The 13907-nt window shown below is 63.0% G+C and carries 12 protein-coding genes; 8 read left to right on the top strand and 4 right to left on the bottom strand.

Going from position 1 to position 13907, the window contains the following annotated elements; genetic code table 11:
• Positions 1-265: 265 nt before the first annotated feature.
• Together msrA and msrB are read left to right on the top strand one after the other, a co-directional pair.
• The gene (gene msrA, locus R3280_RS01435; RefSeq protein ID WP_318996795.1) at positions 266-910 is read left to right on the top strand and encodes a peptide-methionine (S)-S-oxide reductase MsrA; all 645 of its coding nucleotides are present in this window, start codon (positions 266-268) and stop codon (positions 908-910) included.
• 10 nt (positions 911-920) lie between these two features.
• Positions 921-1343 carry a peptide-methionine (R)-S-oxide reductase MsrB gene (gene msrB / locus R3280_RS01430; RefSeq protein ID WP_318996794.1) on the top strand — a complete coding sequence of 141 codons (423 nt, stop codon included), beginning with the start codon at positions 921-923 and terminating at the stop codon, positions 1341-1343.
• Here the strand turns inward: msrB and R3280_RS01425 are convergent.
• Positions 1324-1962 carry an NAD(P)H-binding protein gene (locus R3280_RS01425; protein WP_318996793.1) on the bottom strand — a complete coding sequence of 213 codons (639 nt, stop codon included), beginning with the start codon at positions 1960-1962 and terminating at the stop codon, positions 1324-1326. The two genes, msrB and R3280_RS01425, sit on opposite strands and share 20 nt — an antisense overlap.
• 341 nt (positions 1963-2303) lie before the next feature.
• On the opposite strand from R3280_RS01425, the gene R3280_RS01420 reads away from it, so the two are divergent.
• The gene (locus R3280_RS01420) at positions 2304-4520 is read left to right on the top strand and encodes a galactose oxidase-like domain-containing protein (RefSeq protein WP_318996792.1); all 2217 of its coding nucleotides are present in this window, start codon (positions 2304-2306) and stop codon (positions 4518-4520) included.
• Positions 4521-4549: 29 nt separating this feature from the next.
• Positions 4550-5086, top strand: a complete 537-nt coding sequence (locus R3280_RS01415; RefSeq protein WP_318996791.1) for a hypothetical protein — start codon at positions 4550-4552, stop codon at positions 5084-5086.
• A gap of 38 nt (positions 5087-5124) precedes the next feature.
• On the opposite strand, the gene R3280_RS01410 is transcribed toward R3280_RS01415, so the two are convergent.
• Together R3280_RS01410 and nhaD are read right to left on the bottom strand one after the other, a co-directional pair.
• Positions 5125-6102, bottom strand: a complete 978-nt coding sequence (locus tag R3280_RS01410; RefSeq protein WP_318996790.1) for a calcium/sodium antiporter — start codon at positions 6100-6102, stop codon at positions 5125-5127.
• 10 nt (positions 6103-6112) lie between these two features.
• The gene (gene nhaD / locus R3280_RS01405) at positions 6113-7363 is read right to left on the bottom strand and encodes a sodium:proton antiporter NhaD (protein ID WP_318996789.1); all 1251 of its coding nucleotides are present in this window, start codon (positions 7361-7363) and stop codon (positions 6113-6115) included.
• A gap of 205 nt (positions 7364-7568) precedes the next feature.
• Between nhaD and mqo the strand changes: the two genes are divergently transcribed.
• From mqo to R3280_RS01390, 3 genes are all read left to right on the top strand, one after another.
• A complete protein-coding gene (mqo, locus tag R3280_RS01400) occupies positions 7569-9086 on the top strand; it encodes a malate dehydrogenase (quinone) (RefSeq protein WP_318996788.1) in 1518 nt (505 codons plus the stop codon).
• Between the two features lie 170 nt (positions 9087-9256).
• Positions 9257-10498 carry a carboxylate--amine ligase gene (locus R3280_RS01395; RefSeq protein WP_318996787.1) on the top strand — a complete coding sequence of 414 codons (1242 nt, stop codon included), beginning with the start codon at positions 9257-9259 and terminating at the stop codon, positions 10496-10498.
• Positions 10499-10636: 138 nt separating this feature from the next.
• A complete protein-coding gene (locus tag R3280_RS01390) occupies positions 10637-12574 on the top strand; it encodes a hypothetical protein (protein WP_413468729.1) in 1938 nt (645 codons plus the stop codon).
• Between the two features lie 18 nt (positions 12575-12592).
• Here R3280_RS01390 and R3280_RS01385 read toward each other — a convergent pair whose 3' ends face one another.
• Positions 12593-13417 (bottom strand): phosphosulfolactate synthase, encoded by an 825-nt coding sequence (locus tag R3280_RS01385; protein ID WP_318996785.1) that lies wholly within the window; start codon positions 13415-13417, stop codon positions 12593-12595.
• A 186-nt stretch (positions 13418-13603) separates the two neighbouring features.
• Between R3280_RS01385 and R3280_RS01380 the strand changes: the two genes are divergently transcribed.
• Positions 13604-13907: contractile injection system protein, VgrG/Pvc8 family (locus R3280_RS01380; protein ID WP_318996784.1), on the top strand; the 304-nt coding region annotated here is incomplete at its 3' end.

The raw sequence follows: 13907 nt of genomic DNA, 5'->3' as shown, positions 1-13907 counted from the left end.
CTCGGCTCCAGCAGCCACGGCGGGCGGTGAATTGGCCAGAAAGACACAAGTGTCCCGTCGGGACACTAGGCAGTATGGTCGCCATTCGCCAGTTGGCAAAGCACTCTGGCCAAAACGTCATGTCACGGTCAGCATGGCTGGTGAGGCAAACGCACCGGTTGTTCGTAATATCAACCGCCAGCCGCCATGATTGCGATCAGCCACGGCGGCGTTTTATGGTAGCCACAAACGTCAGGCCAATGCCTCTGACCCAGGAGAAGATGTCATGAACGATTCCTGCATGATTCCCGGACTGAATGTGCCCAAGAGCCGTTTCCCCGAGCCGGAGCATGATCTGCCGGCGGGGCAGGGTGAGCAGCGGGTGGTGCTTGGGGGTGGCTGTTTCTGGTGTACCGAGGCGGTCTTCCTGGCGGTGGATGGCGTCACCGGGGTGACCTCCGGCTACGCCGGCGGCGAGGCCAGCACCGCCAACTACGATGATGTCTGCAGCGGTCAGACCGGCCACGCCGAGGTGATCGAGGTGCGTTACCAGCCCGAGAAGGTCAGTTTCGGTGAGCTGCTCAAGGTGTTCTTCTCGGTGGCCCATGACCCCACCCAGCTCAACCGGCAGGGCAACGACCGTGGCACCCAGTATCGCTCGGCGATCTTCTACGAGACCGAGGAGCAGAAGCGGGTGGCCGAGGACTACATCCGCCAGCTGGATGAATCCGGGGTCTACAGTGCCCCCATCGTGACCACCCTGGAGCCGCTTGAGGCCTTTTACCCGGCGGAGGACTACCACCAGAATTTTGCCGCCCGCAATCCGTTCCAACCCTATGTGATGGCCGTGGCGGCACCGAAAATGGACAAACTGCAGCAAGCCTTTCCGGAGTACCTGAAGCCGGAATTCACTGACGACGAATCACGTTGAGGAGCCTGCCATGACACAATCCCACGCCGGCCACGACCTGACCCCACTGAGCCGGGACGAGGTCAACCGTCTGGCCCGGGACCTCACCCAGGAAGAGCGCACGGTGCTGCTGGACCACGGCACCGAACGCCCCTTTTGCGGTACCCTGCTGGACAACAAGCAGGACGGCACCTACTTCTGCCGGCTCTGTGAGCTGCCGCTGTTCCGCTCCGACGCCAAGTTCGACTCCGGCACCGGCTGGCCCAGCTTCTTCCAGCCCTACGATCCGGACCACATCCGCTACATCGAAGACCGCAGCATGGGTATGACCCGTACCGAGATCCGTTGCCCGCGCTGTGACAGCCACCTGGGCCACGTGTTTCCCGACGGCCCGCCGCCCACAGGGCAGCGCTACTGCCTGAACTCCGTTGCCCTTACGTTCGAGCCGGACTGATCCGGTCTGACTCCACCGTGACGATGCCCTTGCCACCCTGCAGCTCTGAGAGCAGGGTGGCGGCTATGGCGTCGGCGCTGACCGGGCGGTAACGGCCCGGTATCAGCGGCTTGAGCAGGCGGCCGGCCAGCAGTCCCAGCTTTTCTGCGGGCCGGGCCTCCGGGCGTTCGGCATCAATCAGCGACGGCCGGACCTTCACCAGCCGCTCGAACCCCATGGTTTCCAGCTCCCTCTCCACTTCGCCCTTGGTCCGCAGGTAAAAGTTGCGGCTGTCGGGGTCAGCGCCCAGGGAAGAGTTGAGTACGAAGATCCGGGCCCCGGCCTCCCGGGCATGGCGGGCACAGGCCAGCACCAGGTCGTGATCGATGGCATGGAAGGCGCGCTTTGAGCCGGCCTTGCGCAGGGTGGTGCCGAGGCAGCAGATCACCGCGTCCACTCGCCACCAGTCCGCTTCCGGCAGCGGCAGCCGGAAGTCCAGTACCGGATTTTCCACCTCCGCCGACGAATCCAGTGGTCGTCTTGTCGGTGCCACGATCCGGCGGACATTCTTGTCCGTTTTCGCCTGCGCAAGCACCTGGCTTCCCACCGCACCGGTGGCGCCAAGAATCAGTACATCCATGGTGTTCCCCCGCGATCCGAGTTTTGAATCGGCTGTCACCAAGCTGTCATGCGGTCTGCATAGACTGGTGCTTACCGAGTAGCGATTCTGTGTTGTCGTGTCCGTTTTCCCCAAAACGGAGTTCCGATCGGCTGGAAGCCAGCTGCCGAGGCAGTTCGTGACCACGGAAGGTCCTTTTTCCAGCCTCCCTATCCTTTTTGGCCCAGCTCCCCCTGCCGGCACTGCATCCTTTTTCGTCCTTGAGTCGTTGTCCCCTTGGGGCGCTTTTCTGCCTGCCCCCAGACGATCCATTTCTCCGAGCCAAACAAAAATAATCGGCTCGGAACACGGGAGACGATGCAATGCCAACAACAATAGCCAAGATACTAACAGAACCCGCCAACCGGTATTGGCACCTGGGTCTGACATTGCCGCTGGCGGCCCTGGCCCTGGGGGTTCAGGCCGAAACCGGCGGCCGTTTCAGCGCGCCCTTCGCCGAGCCCACCATCGTGGTGGACGGCGAGGTGATCACCACCGACCAGAAATGCGTGAAGAATGCCGAGGGCCTGGATGAATGCAAGCCGGCCGCTGGCACCATGGCGCTGCTGGAAAACGGCAGGATACTGTATCTCAATGCCCTGGAGGGCACCGAAAATGTCGAGCTGTCCATTGTGGCCGAGTTCGGCGAGGTCTCCATCAATGACCAGACCCGGGTGCTGGAGCTGGGCGAAAACGACCAGCCGACCTGGACCAAGCCGGCACCGCTTCGGGCCGGGGCCAACCCCGACGGCAACGACAGCGAGACCCTGCTGAACGGCACCGACCTGGACGGCCTGATTGATACCGCCGACAACACCAGCAAGAACGACGGCGCCCTGTTCTGTTCCGACGTCATTGGCCTGGCGGACGGCCGCGTCATGGCGGTGGGTGGCACCGATTACTATTCCGAGCCGGGCATCGATGGCCTGCCGCTCGGTGTGGCGGAGCTGGAGGGCATCAAGAACTCGCGGATCTACAATCCGGCCACCAACAGCTGGACCCAGAGCGGCGACATGACCTACGGCCGCTGGTATCCCTCCATGGTGACCCTGCCGGACAGCCGCATCTTTGTGGCCAGTGGCGTGACCAAGCTGGTCAAGCCGGTGTACCCGGAGGATCCGCTGAACAGCGGCCGCAACGTGGTGCAGACCGAAACCTACGATCCCTGCGCCGGCACCTGGAGCCAGAACCCTGCCAGCGCCGACCGCTCGTTGCCGCTTTACCCGCGCCTGCACCTGCTGCCCAACGGCCATGTGCTCTACAACGCCGGTGGCCAGGCCTTCAATCCCTTTGGTCAGGGCTATGACCAGGCGCTCTGGAACATTGCCGCCAGTTACGACCCGGACACCCAGCGCTGGACCGACCTGGGCTACGCCGGCCTGCCCCTGCGCCTGGACGAGCTCGGCCTGGGTCAGCTCACCAGCACCCTGAACGTCACCAACCTGTCCGTCCGCCAGGTCACCGGCCTGCTGGGGGACCTTGTCCAGAGCGCGCCTGAACTGCTGACGTCGTTCGAGGGTACCAATGTCGACGCCGAGCAGTTGAAGATCGCGGTGGCCGGTGGCATGCGGGGGTCCACCTCGTCCACCATGCTGCCGCTCAGGCCCAACGCCCGGGGCGAGTACACCGATGTAAAGCTGCTCACTGCCGGTGGGGTACCCAGCTACGCCATCGCCACCAACCCCGGTGGTTACCTGCCGGTGGCCCAGAGCCGCATCGACACCATCCGCACCGACGGTGACCGTATCGACTACGAGAGCAGCCTCACCGGTCCCCTCAACCAGCCCCGCTGGTACGGTACCAACGTGCTGATGCCGGACGGCAGCGTGATGGTGTTCAGCGGCGCCAATCGCGATGGCGTGGTGGGCCCGGGTCTGGACACCCCGATCCGCACCGCCGAACGTTTCGACCCGGAAACCCGGACCTGGACCGAAATGGCCAGCGCCAACCAGCCACGCACCTATCACAATACCGCGTTGCTGCTGCCGGACGGCCGGGTGCTGCTGGGTGGTCACGCCCCCATCAACACCGCCTACCTGTCCAGCATCAACCTGGAGGACTTCGGCTTTTCGCCCAACGATGGCCGCGACCCCAGCTTCGAGATCTACACACCGCCCTACGCCGACCGCAACGACCGGCCGGAGATCCGCAAGGCCCCGAAGCACTTGACGGTGGGGCAGACCTTCCGGGTCACCGTGGATGATCCGGACGTGGACAAGGTGCTGCTGATCCGCCAGACCGTGATGACGCATCTGATCGATGGCGACCAGCGCGCCGTCGAGCTGCCGATCCAGGCCCGCATGGGCAATCGCTTGACCCTGCGGATGCCGGCCCGTCACAGCGTGGTGCCGGCCGGCAAGTACATGCTGTTCGCCAGCAAGGATACCGCTGAGGGGCGGGTACCCTCGGAGGCTGCGATCGTGACGGTGGTGAACACCGATCTCGCCTGCATGGCGCCTGCTGAAGTGGTTGAGGCTGACACCGGTGAAGATGAGGGCGGTCTGCTCGACACCACCACCAGCCTGTTGGGCTTCCAGTGATGGTAGGGTTGATCGTGCGGGGAGCGCTCTTGCTCCTAGCCTTTACCGTGCTGAGCAGCCTGGCGACCTTCAGCGAACCGGTGGCCGGGCATGGCCTCGAGGTGGCGGATTCGATCCCGTCCGGCGTCGTCCAGGCCCGCCTTGGGGAGCTGCCGGCGCTGGCCGGGCTCAATGTCATGTTGCTGGAGGGGGTGCGTCAGGGATTGATGCTGTCCTGGCATGAGTCCCGGCCGTTGCTGGTACTGGGGCGTGGGGGTGAACCCATGCTGAGGTTCAGCGAGGCGGGTGTCGAGGCCAATACCGGCAGTGCCACCTGGCAGGCACTGCAGGGAGCGGGCCCCGGCAGCCACGGCGGGGAGCACTGGCTGCCGGTTTCCCGTTCCCGCAGTTATGGCTGGATGGACCCGCGTCTCAGTCTGGAGACAGCCGGCGCGGTGACTGACACCGGCGCCCCAAGGCTGTGGCGGATTCCGCTGCAGACCGGTGGCCGCGGCTTCGAGCTGGCCGGTGAGTTCTACTGGCGCTCACTGCCGGCGGCGGCCACCCGGGTGCATGATCATCACTGACCGTATGCCGCCGGTAGCCTGGTCTGTCATGGGGTGCGCTACTGGCCGGCAATCACGGTGGACACCAGATAGCCGGTGTAGCCGAAGAAAACCGCCAGCAAAGCCGCACCCTCAAGCCGGTTGATACGGCCCTGGCGGCCCTTGAGGCCGAAGCCCATGATGAACAGGGCCACGGTCAGGGCGGTCATCAGCAGCCAGTCACGCTGAAGCACCACGGCCTCCACAGCCAGGGGCTGGATACTGGCGGCAATGCCCACCACTGCCAGGGTGTTGAAGATGCCGGAGCCGATGACGTTGCCCAGGGCGAGGTCGTGCTCGCCCTTCTTGATGGCCATCAGCGAGGATGCCAGCTCCGGCAGGGAGGTGCCGATGGCCACCACCGTCAGACCGATCACCAGGTCGCTCACACCCAGGCTCTGGGCCACGTAAACAGCGCCGAACACCAGCATGCGGGAGCTGACCACCAGCAGCGCCAGACCCACCACCAGCCACATCAGCGCCTTGTTCAGGGGCATCGGATGACTGATCAGCTCCTGGTCCACGTCGGTGGCCAGGGCGTCCGGGCCCTGTCGCATGCCCTGCACAACGGACCAGCCCATCACCACCGCAAACACCGCCAGCAGGGTCCAGCCGTCGGCGCGGGTGAGGTTGCCGTCCAACAGCTGCCAGCCCGCGATCAGGGAGATGGCGAACAGCAACGGCAGTTCCTTGCGCAGCACCTGGGAGTGCACCTGAATCGGGCTGAGCAGGGCCACCAGACCAATCACCAGGCCGATGTTGGTGATGTTGGAGCCATAGGCGTTACCCAGCGCCAGACCCGGGTTGCCGTCCACCGCGGCCATGGCGGACACCACCATTTCCGGGGCGGAAGTGCCGAAGCCGATGATCACCATGCCAATCAGCAGGGGCGGCATGCCGGCGTGACTTGCGGTAGCGGCGGCGCCGTCGACAAACCGGTCGGCGCTCCACACCAGAAGTGCCAGACCCACGATGATTGCTGCAATTGCAAGAAGCATGCTTGAAACCTCAGTTTATGAATCGGCCCAGCAGGATGACCCCTGCGTAGCCGAGGGTGTATGCAATAAACAGGAAGCCGAAGTAGCGCAGGTAACTGACGAAGGTCAGGCCCTGGACACGGCTCATGGCCACGATGCCCGCCGCCGAGCCGATCACCAGCAGCGAGCCACCCACTCCGACGGCGTAGGTCAGCGCCATCCACTCCGCCGGCGACATCTCGATGCCGGATTTCAGCAGCGCTGCGGTCAGGGGCACGTTGTCGATGAAGGCCGAGAAAATGCCCATCATGTAGTTTGCGGCCAGTGGCGGCATCATCTCGTAGATGGTCACCAGCGATTCCAGCGCGTGTATTTCCTTGAGCATGCCCACCAGCAGCAGGATACCGAGGAAAAACAGCAGGGTTTCGAACTCGATGGCGCGGACGTACTCCAGGATCGGGTCCAGGTCATTGTCATTGCTCATGAATCGCGAAACCAGGAACATCATGGACAGACCGAACAGGAACATCAAGACAGGCGGCACACTGAACACCACGTTGCCGATGATGGTGGCGATGATGGTAGCCAGGAACAGTAGGCTGATGACCACGTCCACCCGCCGCACCGGCCTGACCTGGCGCTCCAGGGTGACCGAGCCCGACATGCCCCGGGACAGCAGCAGCGCCAGGATCAGTACGCCGCCGAACGCCGGCACGGCGAGGGTCAGCAGGGTAAGGATCTCCACCTTGCCGGCCAGGAAGATCATCAGGGTGGTAACGTCGCCGGTGATCAGGGCGGCACCGCCGGAGTTGACGGCGAAGATCACCAGGGTGATGAAGCGGATGCGCTTTTTCAGGTCCAGGTCCAGTGACAGGATCAGCGTGGCCGAGACCAGGGTGGCGGTGATGTTGTCGGCAAGGGATGAGAACACAAAGCAAAAAAGACCGGTGAGAAGGAGCAGGGAGCGCTCGCTGACCTGTCTGGGCAGCGCCAGGTAGATCAGGTTCTCGATCATGCCTTTCTTGTTGAGGTAGGCGACGAAGGTCATGGCCGCCACCAGGAACAGCCAGAGTCCGGCGATTTCCGCCACGCTCTCGGCCAGACCCGCGGATACCCGGGCCGTTTCGGCCTCGCCCTCACTGCTGACAAACAGCAGTATCCACGCCAGTGTACCGAAAAACAGTGTGACCTTGGCCTTGTTGACGTGGGTGATCTCTTCAAAGATGACACCCAGGAGAGCGGCCAGGGCCAGGCCGATCAAAACCAGTTCAAGTGGCGACATAGGGGTTCCCGAAATGCCGGATGCGGGGGCGCGGCACGGAGTGTAATCGGTCGGTTCCGGCGCCACCAGTGGGGCGTGAAAGATTATTTTGGCGCCCGCTAACCGGGCCCGGGCGGCAAAACCGGGAGTCGTTTGCCGGCGTACCACCGTGTATTATCGCGCTGGAAAATGAAGGTGATCGCCCACACACTGGGTGTGACCCGGTTTGAAACTTGCTACTTGCCAAGGTGATAAACGAATGACCGCAAGACAGGCAGATGTGGTGCTGGTCGGCGGTGGCGTCATGAGCGCCACCCTCGGCATGATGCTCAGGCAGTTGGATCCGTCCCTGGACATCGTCATGGTGGAACGTCTCGATCACGTCGCCCATGAGAGCACAGACGGCTGGAACAACGCAGGTACCGGCCACGCCGGCTACTGCGAGCTCAACTACACGCCGGAAACCAAAGACGGCGATGTGGAAATCGAGCGGGCGCTGAAGATCAACGCGTCCTTCGAGATTTCCCTGCAACTGTGGTCCTACCTGGTGGAGCAGGGCATATTGCCCAAGCCCACCGAGTTCATAAACCCGACCCCGCACCAGAGCTTTGTCTGGGGCAAGGACAATGTCGCCTACCTCAAACGGCGTCATGAGCGCCTGAGCGCGCATCATCTGTTCCGGGACATGGAGTACACGGAATCCCCGGAGCTGCTCAAGGAGTGGATGCCGCTGGTTGTGAAGCACCGCGATCCCATGCAGGCGGTGGCCGCGACCCGGGTCAGCCATGGCTCGGACGTGGATTTTGGTTCCCTGACCCGCAACATGGTGAGTTACCTGCAGAAGCAGCCCAATTTCGAGCTGATGCTGAGTCATCCGGTCAAGACGCTGGCGCAACGGGACAACGGCCGCTGGAAGGTGCGGGTGCGGGACGAGAACACCGGCGAGACCAAGAAGCTGGAAGCCGGGTTCGTGTTCCTTGGTGCCGGCGGCGGCGCGCTGCCGCTGCTGCAGAAATCCGGCATCGAGGAAGCCCGGGGTTATGGCGGTTTCCCGGTATCGGGCCAGTGGCTGGTCTGCCAGAAGCCGGAGATCGTCAAGCAGCACAACTCCAAGGTCTACGGCAAGGCCCCGGTGGGCTCCCCGCCCATGTCCGTGCCGCATCTGGATACCCGCATCATCGACGGCAAGCCGGCGCTGCTGTTCGGCCCCTACGCCGGCTTCACCACCCGGTTCCTCAAGCAGGGCTCGATGTTCGACCTGTTCGGCTCGGTGAAATCCAGCAATATCCGGTCGATGCTGTCGGTCAGCAAGAACAACATGGACCTGACCCGTTACCTGATCGGCGAGGTGTTCCAGTCCCACGAAGACCGTGTCGAGTCCCTGCGCAATTTCTATCCGGACGCCAACGAGGAAGACTGGCGCCTGCAGATGGCCGGCCAGCGGGTGCAGATCATCAAACGCACTCCCGATGGCAGCGGCAAGCTGGAATTCGGCACCGAGATCGTGGCTTCCGGTGACGGCACCCTGGCGGCGCTTCTGGGGGCTTCTCCCGGAGCCTCCACCGCGGTCCACGCCATGATCGACGTCATCGAGCGCTGCTTCCCCGAGCGCATCAAGAGCGACGACTGGCAGGAGGCAATGCGCCGGATGGTGCCTTCCTACGGCCAGTCCCTGGTGGACAACGAGGCCTTGTTAACCGAGGTCAGGCAGCGCACGCTCACCACGCTAGGCCTTAAACCTTGAAACCCTATTGATCTTATTGCCAAATCGAATAAGTTGGCTAAAAGAGGCTGGAGGCCGCGTGAAAGGCGGCTTCCAGCCTTTTTTATGGCTGCTAATTGTAACCGTGTGTTTCTCAGGGGGCGCTATAGGGTGTAGGTTAAAGGTCTAAACGTCCGAAGGAGAACACGCGCATGAGCAAGAAAGACTCCGCAAAACATAATCCGGACAAGGGCTACATTGCATTACTTGGCTGGAGCCTGAACGCGGTTGAGGCCGCCGACAAGTTCGATCGCCGCTACGTGGTGGTTGCTCCCGACTGGGCCGAGGCCTATTGCGAGGAGCATAGCATCCCCTACGTACCGTGGAATTTCGAGCGCCTCAACGACCGCTCCATGGAAATTGCCACCACCCTGAAAGACATGGGTGTGGACGTGGCGATACCGCTGTTCGAGGAAACCGTGGAATGGGCCGGCGCCATCAACTCGGTGCTGCTGGACAATCCGCGCCTGTTTGGCCAGGCCATGCTGTTGCGGGACAAGGCGCTGATGAAGCGCCGGGCACAGCTTGGCGGAATCCGGGTCGGTATTTTCGAGGAGGCTCACGACCGCGAAGACGTCATACGCTTTCTCAAGCGGGTCAACCAGACGCTGCTCAAGCTTGATGGTGACCCCAACGACCCCATCCACCTGAAGGCCTTTGACAAGGCCGGCTGTCTGGGCCACCGGGTTATCCGTACCCCGGACGAGGTGGATACCATCCCGGAGGAGGAGTTCCCGGTACTGATGGAATCCCACCTGGACGGCTGGGAGTTTGCGGTGGAGGCCTGGATCCATAACGGCAAGATCCGCTTCCTGAACATCTCCGAGTACGTAACCCTGGGTTATTCCGTGTTCGTTCCGGCCACGCCGGAACTTGAGAAATACCGCGACAAGATCCGCCAGCAGATCGAGAAGCTGATCAAGACCTTCGACATCGAATTCGGTTTCATCCATCCAGAGTACTTCGTCACCAGTGACGGTGAAATGTACTTCGGCGAGGTGGCTTACCGTCCGCCCGGATTCAAGGTTTTTGAGCTGCTGGAGCGCGCCTACGGTTTCAATGCCTACCAGGGCATGTTCTTGGCCTTCGATCCCAAGACCACTGAGGAGGAAATCACCAACTTCTTCCCGAAAGAAGTGGTGGATGCCAAAGGTGTGGCCGGCTGCTTCGGGGTCTACCCGCGCCGCCGTGTGGTCAGCAAGCTCGAGATTCCGGAAGAGACCGAGAATCACGAGTACTTCGAGTCACACGAGCTTACCGCTCCGCTGGAGGAAACCGTCACCAAGCGCACTGCTTTCGGCACCCATTGGGGTCTGGTGTACTTCTTCGGTGACGACCCCCACACCATGAGAGATCTGCTCAAGCGTCAGGAAGACCTCGATTTCTATGTATAATTAACGGAAACGGCGCCCGTCCCCGGGCGCCGTTTGCCGATACAAGGAGTCAGTTTGAGTCATCCGGAAGCCAACCAAAACGCTCATCAGAAGAAACTGGACAACCTGACGGCCCGCCTGGATGAGGCCATCCAGGCGATGGCCGAGACCCGGGAGTTCGCCAAAGCCACGAAGCTGCGCCGGGTGTTCGAGGCCGCCAAACGGCTCATGATGCAGGAAGGCGGTTGCGCCGTGGTTGAAGCACGAGCGCCGCAGCTGGACCAGGCCGGAATTTTCCTCGGCTCCGACTGGGCCCAGCCCGAGATTCTGCTACCCTCCCTCAGTACTTTTTCCCTCCGCAGTCCTGAAGCGGACACCGTGGTCATCGAGGCCCTGAGTGAGCTGCGGCTGCTGGCCATCGCGAAGGGTGACTATCGCCACCCACACGTCTCCGAGGAGCAGGCTCACCATTATCTGACCCAGGTGATGGCGCTGAATCTGGGATTGCTGTTCGGCACCGTCAGCGAAGCCGAGCGGGAGCAGCAGGGCCGCCTGGCCGAGCTGCCTCGGGCCCTGTTCCGTCACCTGGCCCAGCGCATTGGTTACGAGCACATCATCGACCAGCTGGTGGACGAGATCTGGCGTATCCTGCAGCAGCGGCCGGTGCAGGTGGACAACGTTAAGCAGATGATTACCCAGATCGCCATCTGCCAGAGCAATCCGGACATCGACCTGGGCGCCAGCGGCCACGGCGCCGACCGTCTGATCAGCAGCCTGTTCGGGCCCACCACCGCCTGCCGGGAAGATCCCGGTGTGGAGGTCTATGAGGAGCGGCTCGGCTCCATGGACTACCAGGCGCTGCAGTACGAGGCCACCGGTTTCGCTCGCGCCATGCACGACACCGGCCTGGTGTCGCCTTACCACGCGGTGCTGCTCCGTTACCTGCTGGAACACAATGACCGCCTGATGTCCGAGGCCCTGGGTCTGTCCAGTACCGGCCGGGACTGCCTGATGTGCTACGACGAGCTGGTGCGGGCCATCATCGGGGAGGCCATCTATCCCCAGACCGCCCAGGGCATCTATGGCCTGGCGCTGGTGCTGGAGCGGGGCATTCTCTATCAGCCGCCGGTGGTGCCGGGGCTCTGGCGGCAGGTTTCACTGCCGCTGTCGGAATTTTCCAGCCAGCGCCTGGCCCTGGTGTTCGGCGACATTCCCTCCCCGCGGGCTCGCTTGCTGGAAGGTGTGCTCTGTCTGCTGGGCCAGCCGCTGGGGGTGGGGCAGGGCAACAACCCAACCTGCCAGTCCGCCCGGGCCCTGTCCATGTGGGCCTACAACGACCCGGACTACCTGCTGCAGATGGTGGCCTGGGCGGCGCGTGATGACGAGATCATCATCCATTTCGAGGGCCAGCCCATCTCGTCCCAGGAGAGTCAGTCCGGTGTGGCCTCGGAAATGTCGCTGGACCTGGATCCTGTCTCGCTGGTGGTGGTTCCCCACCTGGATCGTATCTACGCTGAGATGGGCCGCCGCTGCATCGGTCGCGAGGGCGACCCGCACCGCTGGGTCAACCCGGAGTTCCACGGCTGGTGGTCGGGCCGGGGTTTCCGCATCAATGTGGATGTGGCCACCGGCCAGCTCCATGACCTGGACAGCTTTCTTCGGCACTTCTATGCCTGCTATCACCCGTTCTACAACCGGAATCAGCCCCTGATCCACCCGCAGCCCGCCGGCATCGCGGTGACCGACAGCGCGGCCCGGTTCATCGGCTGGCACGCGATTACCATTCTGCGTGTGGCGGTGGATCCGAAGGACGTCATGCGGGTGTATTTCTACAACCCCAACAACGACAGCGGCCAGAACTGGGGAGACGGGGTGGTGGTCACCACCGGCGGCAATGGCGAGCGCTTTGGCGAGGCCTCACTGCCGTTCGAACAGTTCGCCTCGCGACTCTACATCTTCCATTTCGACCCGCTGGAGCACGGGGAACTGGCCAGTGTCGGGGAAGAGGAACTGGAGCGGGTCAAGCAGTACATTTACCGGAGCTGGGGCGCCAACCGTGTGCCCCCCGCCGGCCTGCAGGCCACCCCCGAACAGTAGCCCGGGAGCCGGCGGCGGTCAGCCCTTCCAGGTACGGACCCGGCCAAACAGGTCGTTCGTGCCCCAGACACCCGCGCGCATGGCTTCCAGTTCCAGGATCTGGGAGTGGTCGACGAACAGGTTTACCTCGGGGCCGAAGCTCTTGATGTACCACTCGTAAACCGCCGGATCCGCCGCTTCGAACACGGCATTCTCCAGGCCGACGCCCTCGGCGATTTGAGAAATTATGTCGGTGCGCCACTCCCGTACCTGTTCGGTAATGCCCTCGGATTCCACCATGATCTTGTAGGCGCCTGCATCCAGGTGACGGCGGGCCTCGCGGATGGCGTCACTGGGATCCTGTAGGCCCTGCTGCTCCAAGGCTTCGACGCTGCTGGTACCACCGGCGCCAAACTGCACGTTGATCTCCGGCTTGGCCTGCAGGCCGTGCTTGATCACCGCCTCGGTCAGCCTGACCAGATCGTCCTGGGGGATGGCGAGAAAGCCGCTGGAGATCTCCACCACGTCAAAGCCGAGGCGCTTGCACTCATCCAGGTAGTCGTCGACTTTCTCCGGGCAGCGCTCCAGCACCCGCTCGATAAAACCACCGGTGGAGACTTTGACATCGTGCTTGTGGCTGAGCTCGATGATCTCCTGCAGGGTGTTCTCCGGCATTAGGGTGAAGGAGCCACCACTGAACTTGAGGATGTCGACGAACTCGCCGCAGGTGTCGTAGATGTCCGCCAACTGGCGCTTGCCGAGCGGGTCGTAGTAGGGCCCGCGGATCTCGGTCAGACCCCGTTCCCGGGGCTTGGATTCCCGCTCATTGATGGGCAGGAAATCGAACGCGCGTGCGGATGCCATGGCAACCTCCTTTTGAACGGACACTGTAAGTGAGACCCTGAGGGCCCTTGGCGGGAAATCAAGCACCACTGGCCATCCGGGTATTGCGATGGCCGGATCATGCCGCTAACCTAATGACGGGTCAGGAGACCCGATGCCGCGTGTTCAGGAAGAACGCGCCCAGTGATAGCTCAAGGACGAACGACCATGCCCAAGCCAGTCGGCCTGCAGTTTACGGCCCGTCTCGGCAGTCTGGCGGCCGACACCTTTGCGGTGGTGGACTTCCAGCTGACCGAAGGTCTCTCCCGGCTTTTCCAGCTGACGCTGAACCTGGCCAGTGTCTTTCCCGATCTGACCGCCGCCGACGTCCTGGACCAGGACGCCGAACTGGCCATCCACCAGGACGGCGAGCTGCTGCGCCAGGTCCACGGCGTGGTCTCCAGCTTCAGCCGCGCCGACACCGGCCACCGCCGCACCCGCTACCAGGTGATCGTGCAGCCCGCGCTCTGGC

Origin of the sequence: Marinobacter sp. (assembly GCF_033722195.1) — a bacterium.
Lineage (GTDB): Bacteria > Pseudomonadota > Gammaproteobacteria > Pseudomonadales > Oleiphilaceae > Marinobacter.
Note: the sequence above shows the minus strand (reverse complement) of the source record. Positions and strands in the feature narration are given on the sequence as shown.

What these genes read in the sequence shown, in the direction of transcription:
- R3280_RS01385 (WP_318996785.1), bottom strand. Translation starts at nt 13,417, where the DNA reads ATGGCATCCGCACGCGCGTTCGATTTCCTGCCCATCAATGAGCGGGAA.
- msrB (WP_318996794.1), top strand. Translation starts at nt 921, where the DNA reads ATGACACAATCCCACGCCGGCCACGACCTGACCCCACTGAGCCGGGAC.
- R3280_RS01390 (WP_413468729.1), top strand. Translation starts at nt 10,637, where the DNA reads ATGGCCGAGACCCGGGAGTTCGCCAAAGCCACGAAGCTGCGCCGGGTG.
- R3280_RS01425 (WP_318996793.1), bottom strand. Translation starts at nt 1,962, where the DNA reads ATGGATGTACTGATTCTTGGCGCCACCGGTGCGGTGGGAAGCCAGGTG.
- R3280_RS01395 (WP_318996787.1), top strand. Translation starts at nt 9,257, where the DNA reads ATGAGCAAGAAAGACTCCGCAAAACATAATCCGGACAAGGGCTACATT.
- nhaD (WP_318996789.1), bottom strand. Translation starts at nt 7,363, where the DNA reads ATGTCGCCACTTGAACTGGTTTTGATCGGCCTGGCCCTGGCCGCTCTC.
- R3280_RS01420 (WP_318996792.1), top strand. Translation starts at nt 2,304, where the DNA reads ATGCCAACAACAATAGCCAAGATACTAACAGAACCCGCCAACCGGTAT.
- R3280_RS01410 (WP_318996790.1), bottom strand. Translation starts at nt 6,102, where the DNA reads ATGCTTCTTGCAATTGCAGCAATCATCGTGGGTCTGGCACTTCTGGTG.
- msrA (WP_318996795.1), top strand. Translation starts at nt 266, where the DNA reads ATGAACGATTCCTGCATGATTCCCGGACTGAATGTGCCCAAGAGCCGT.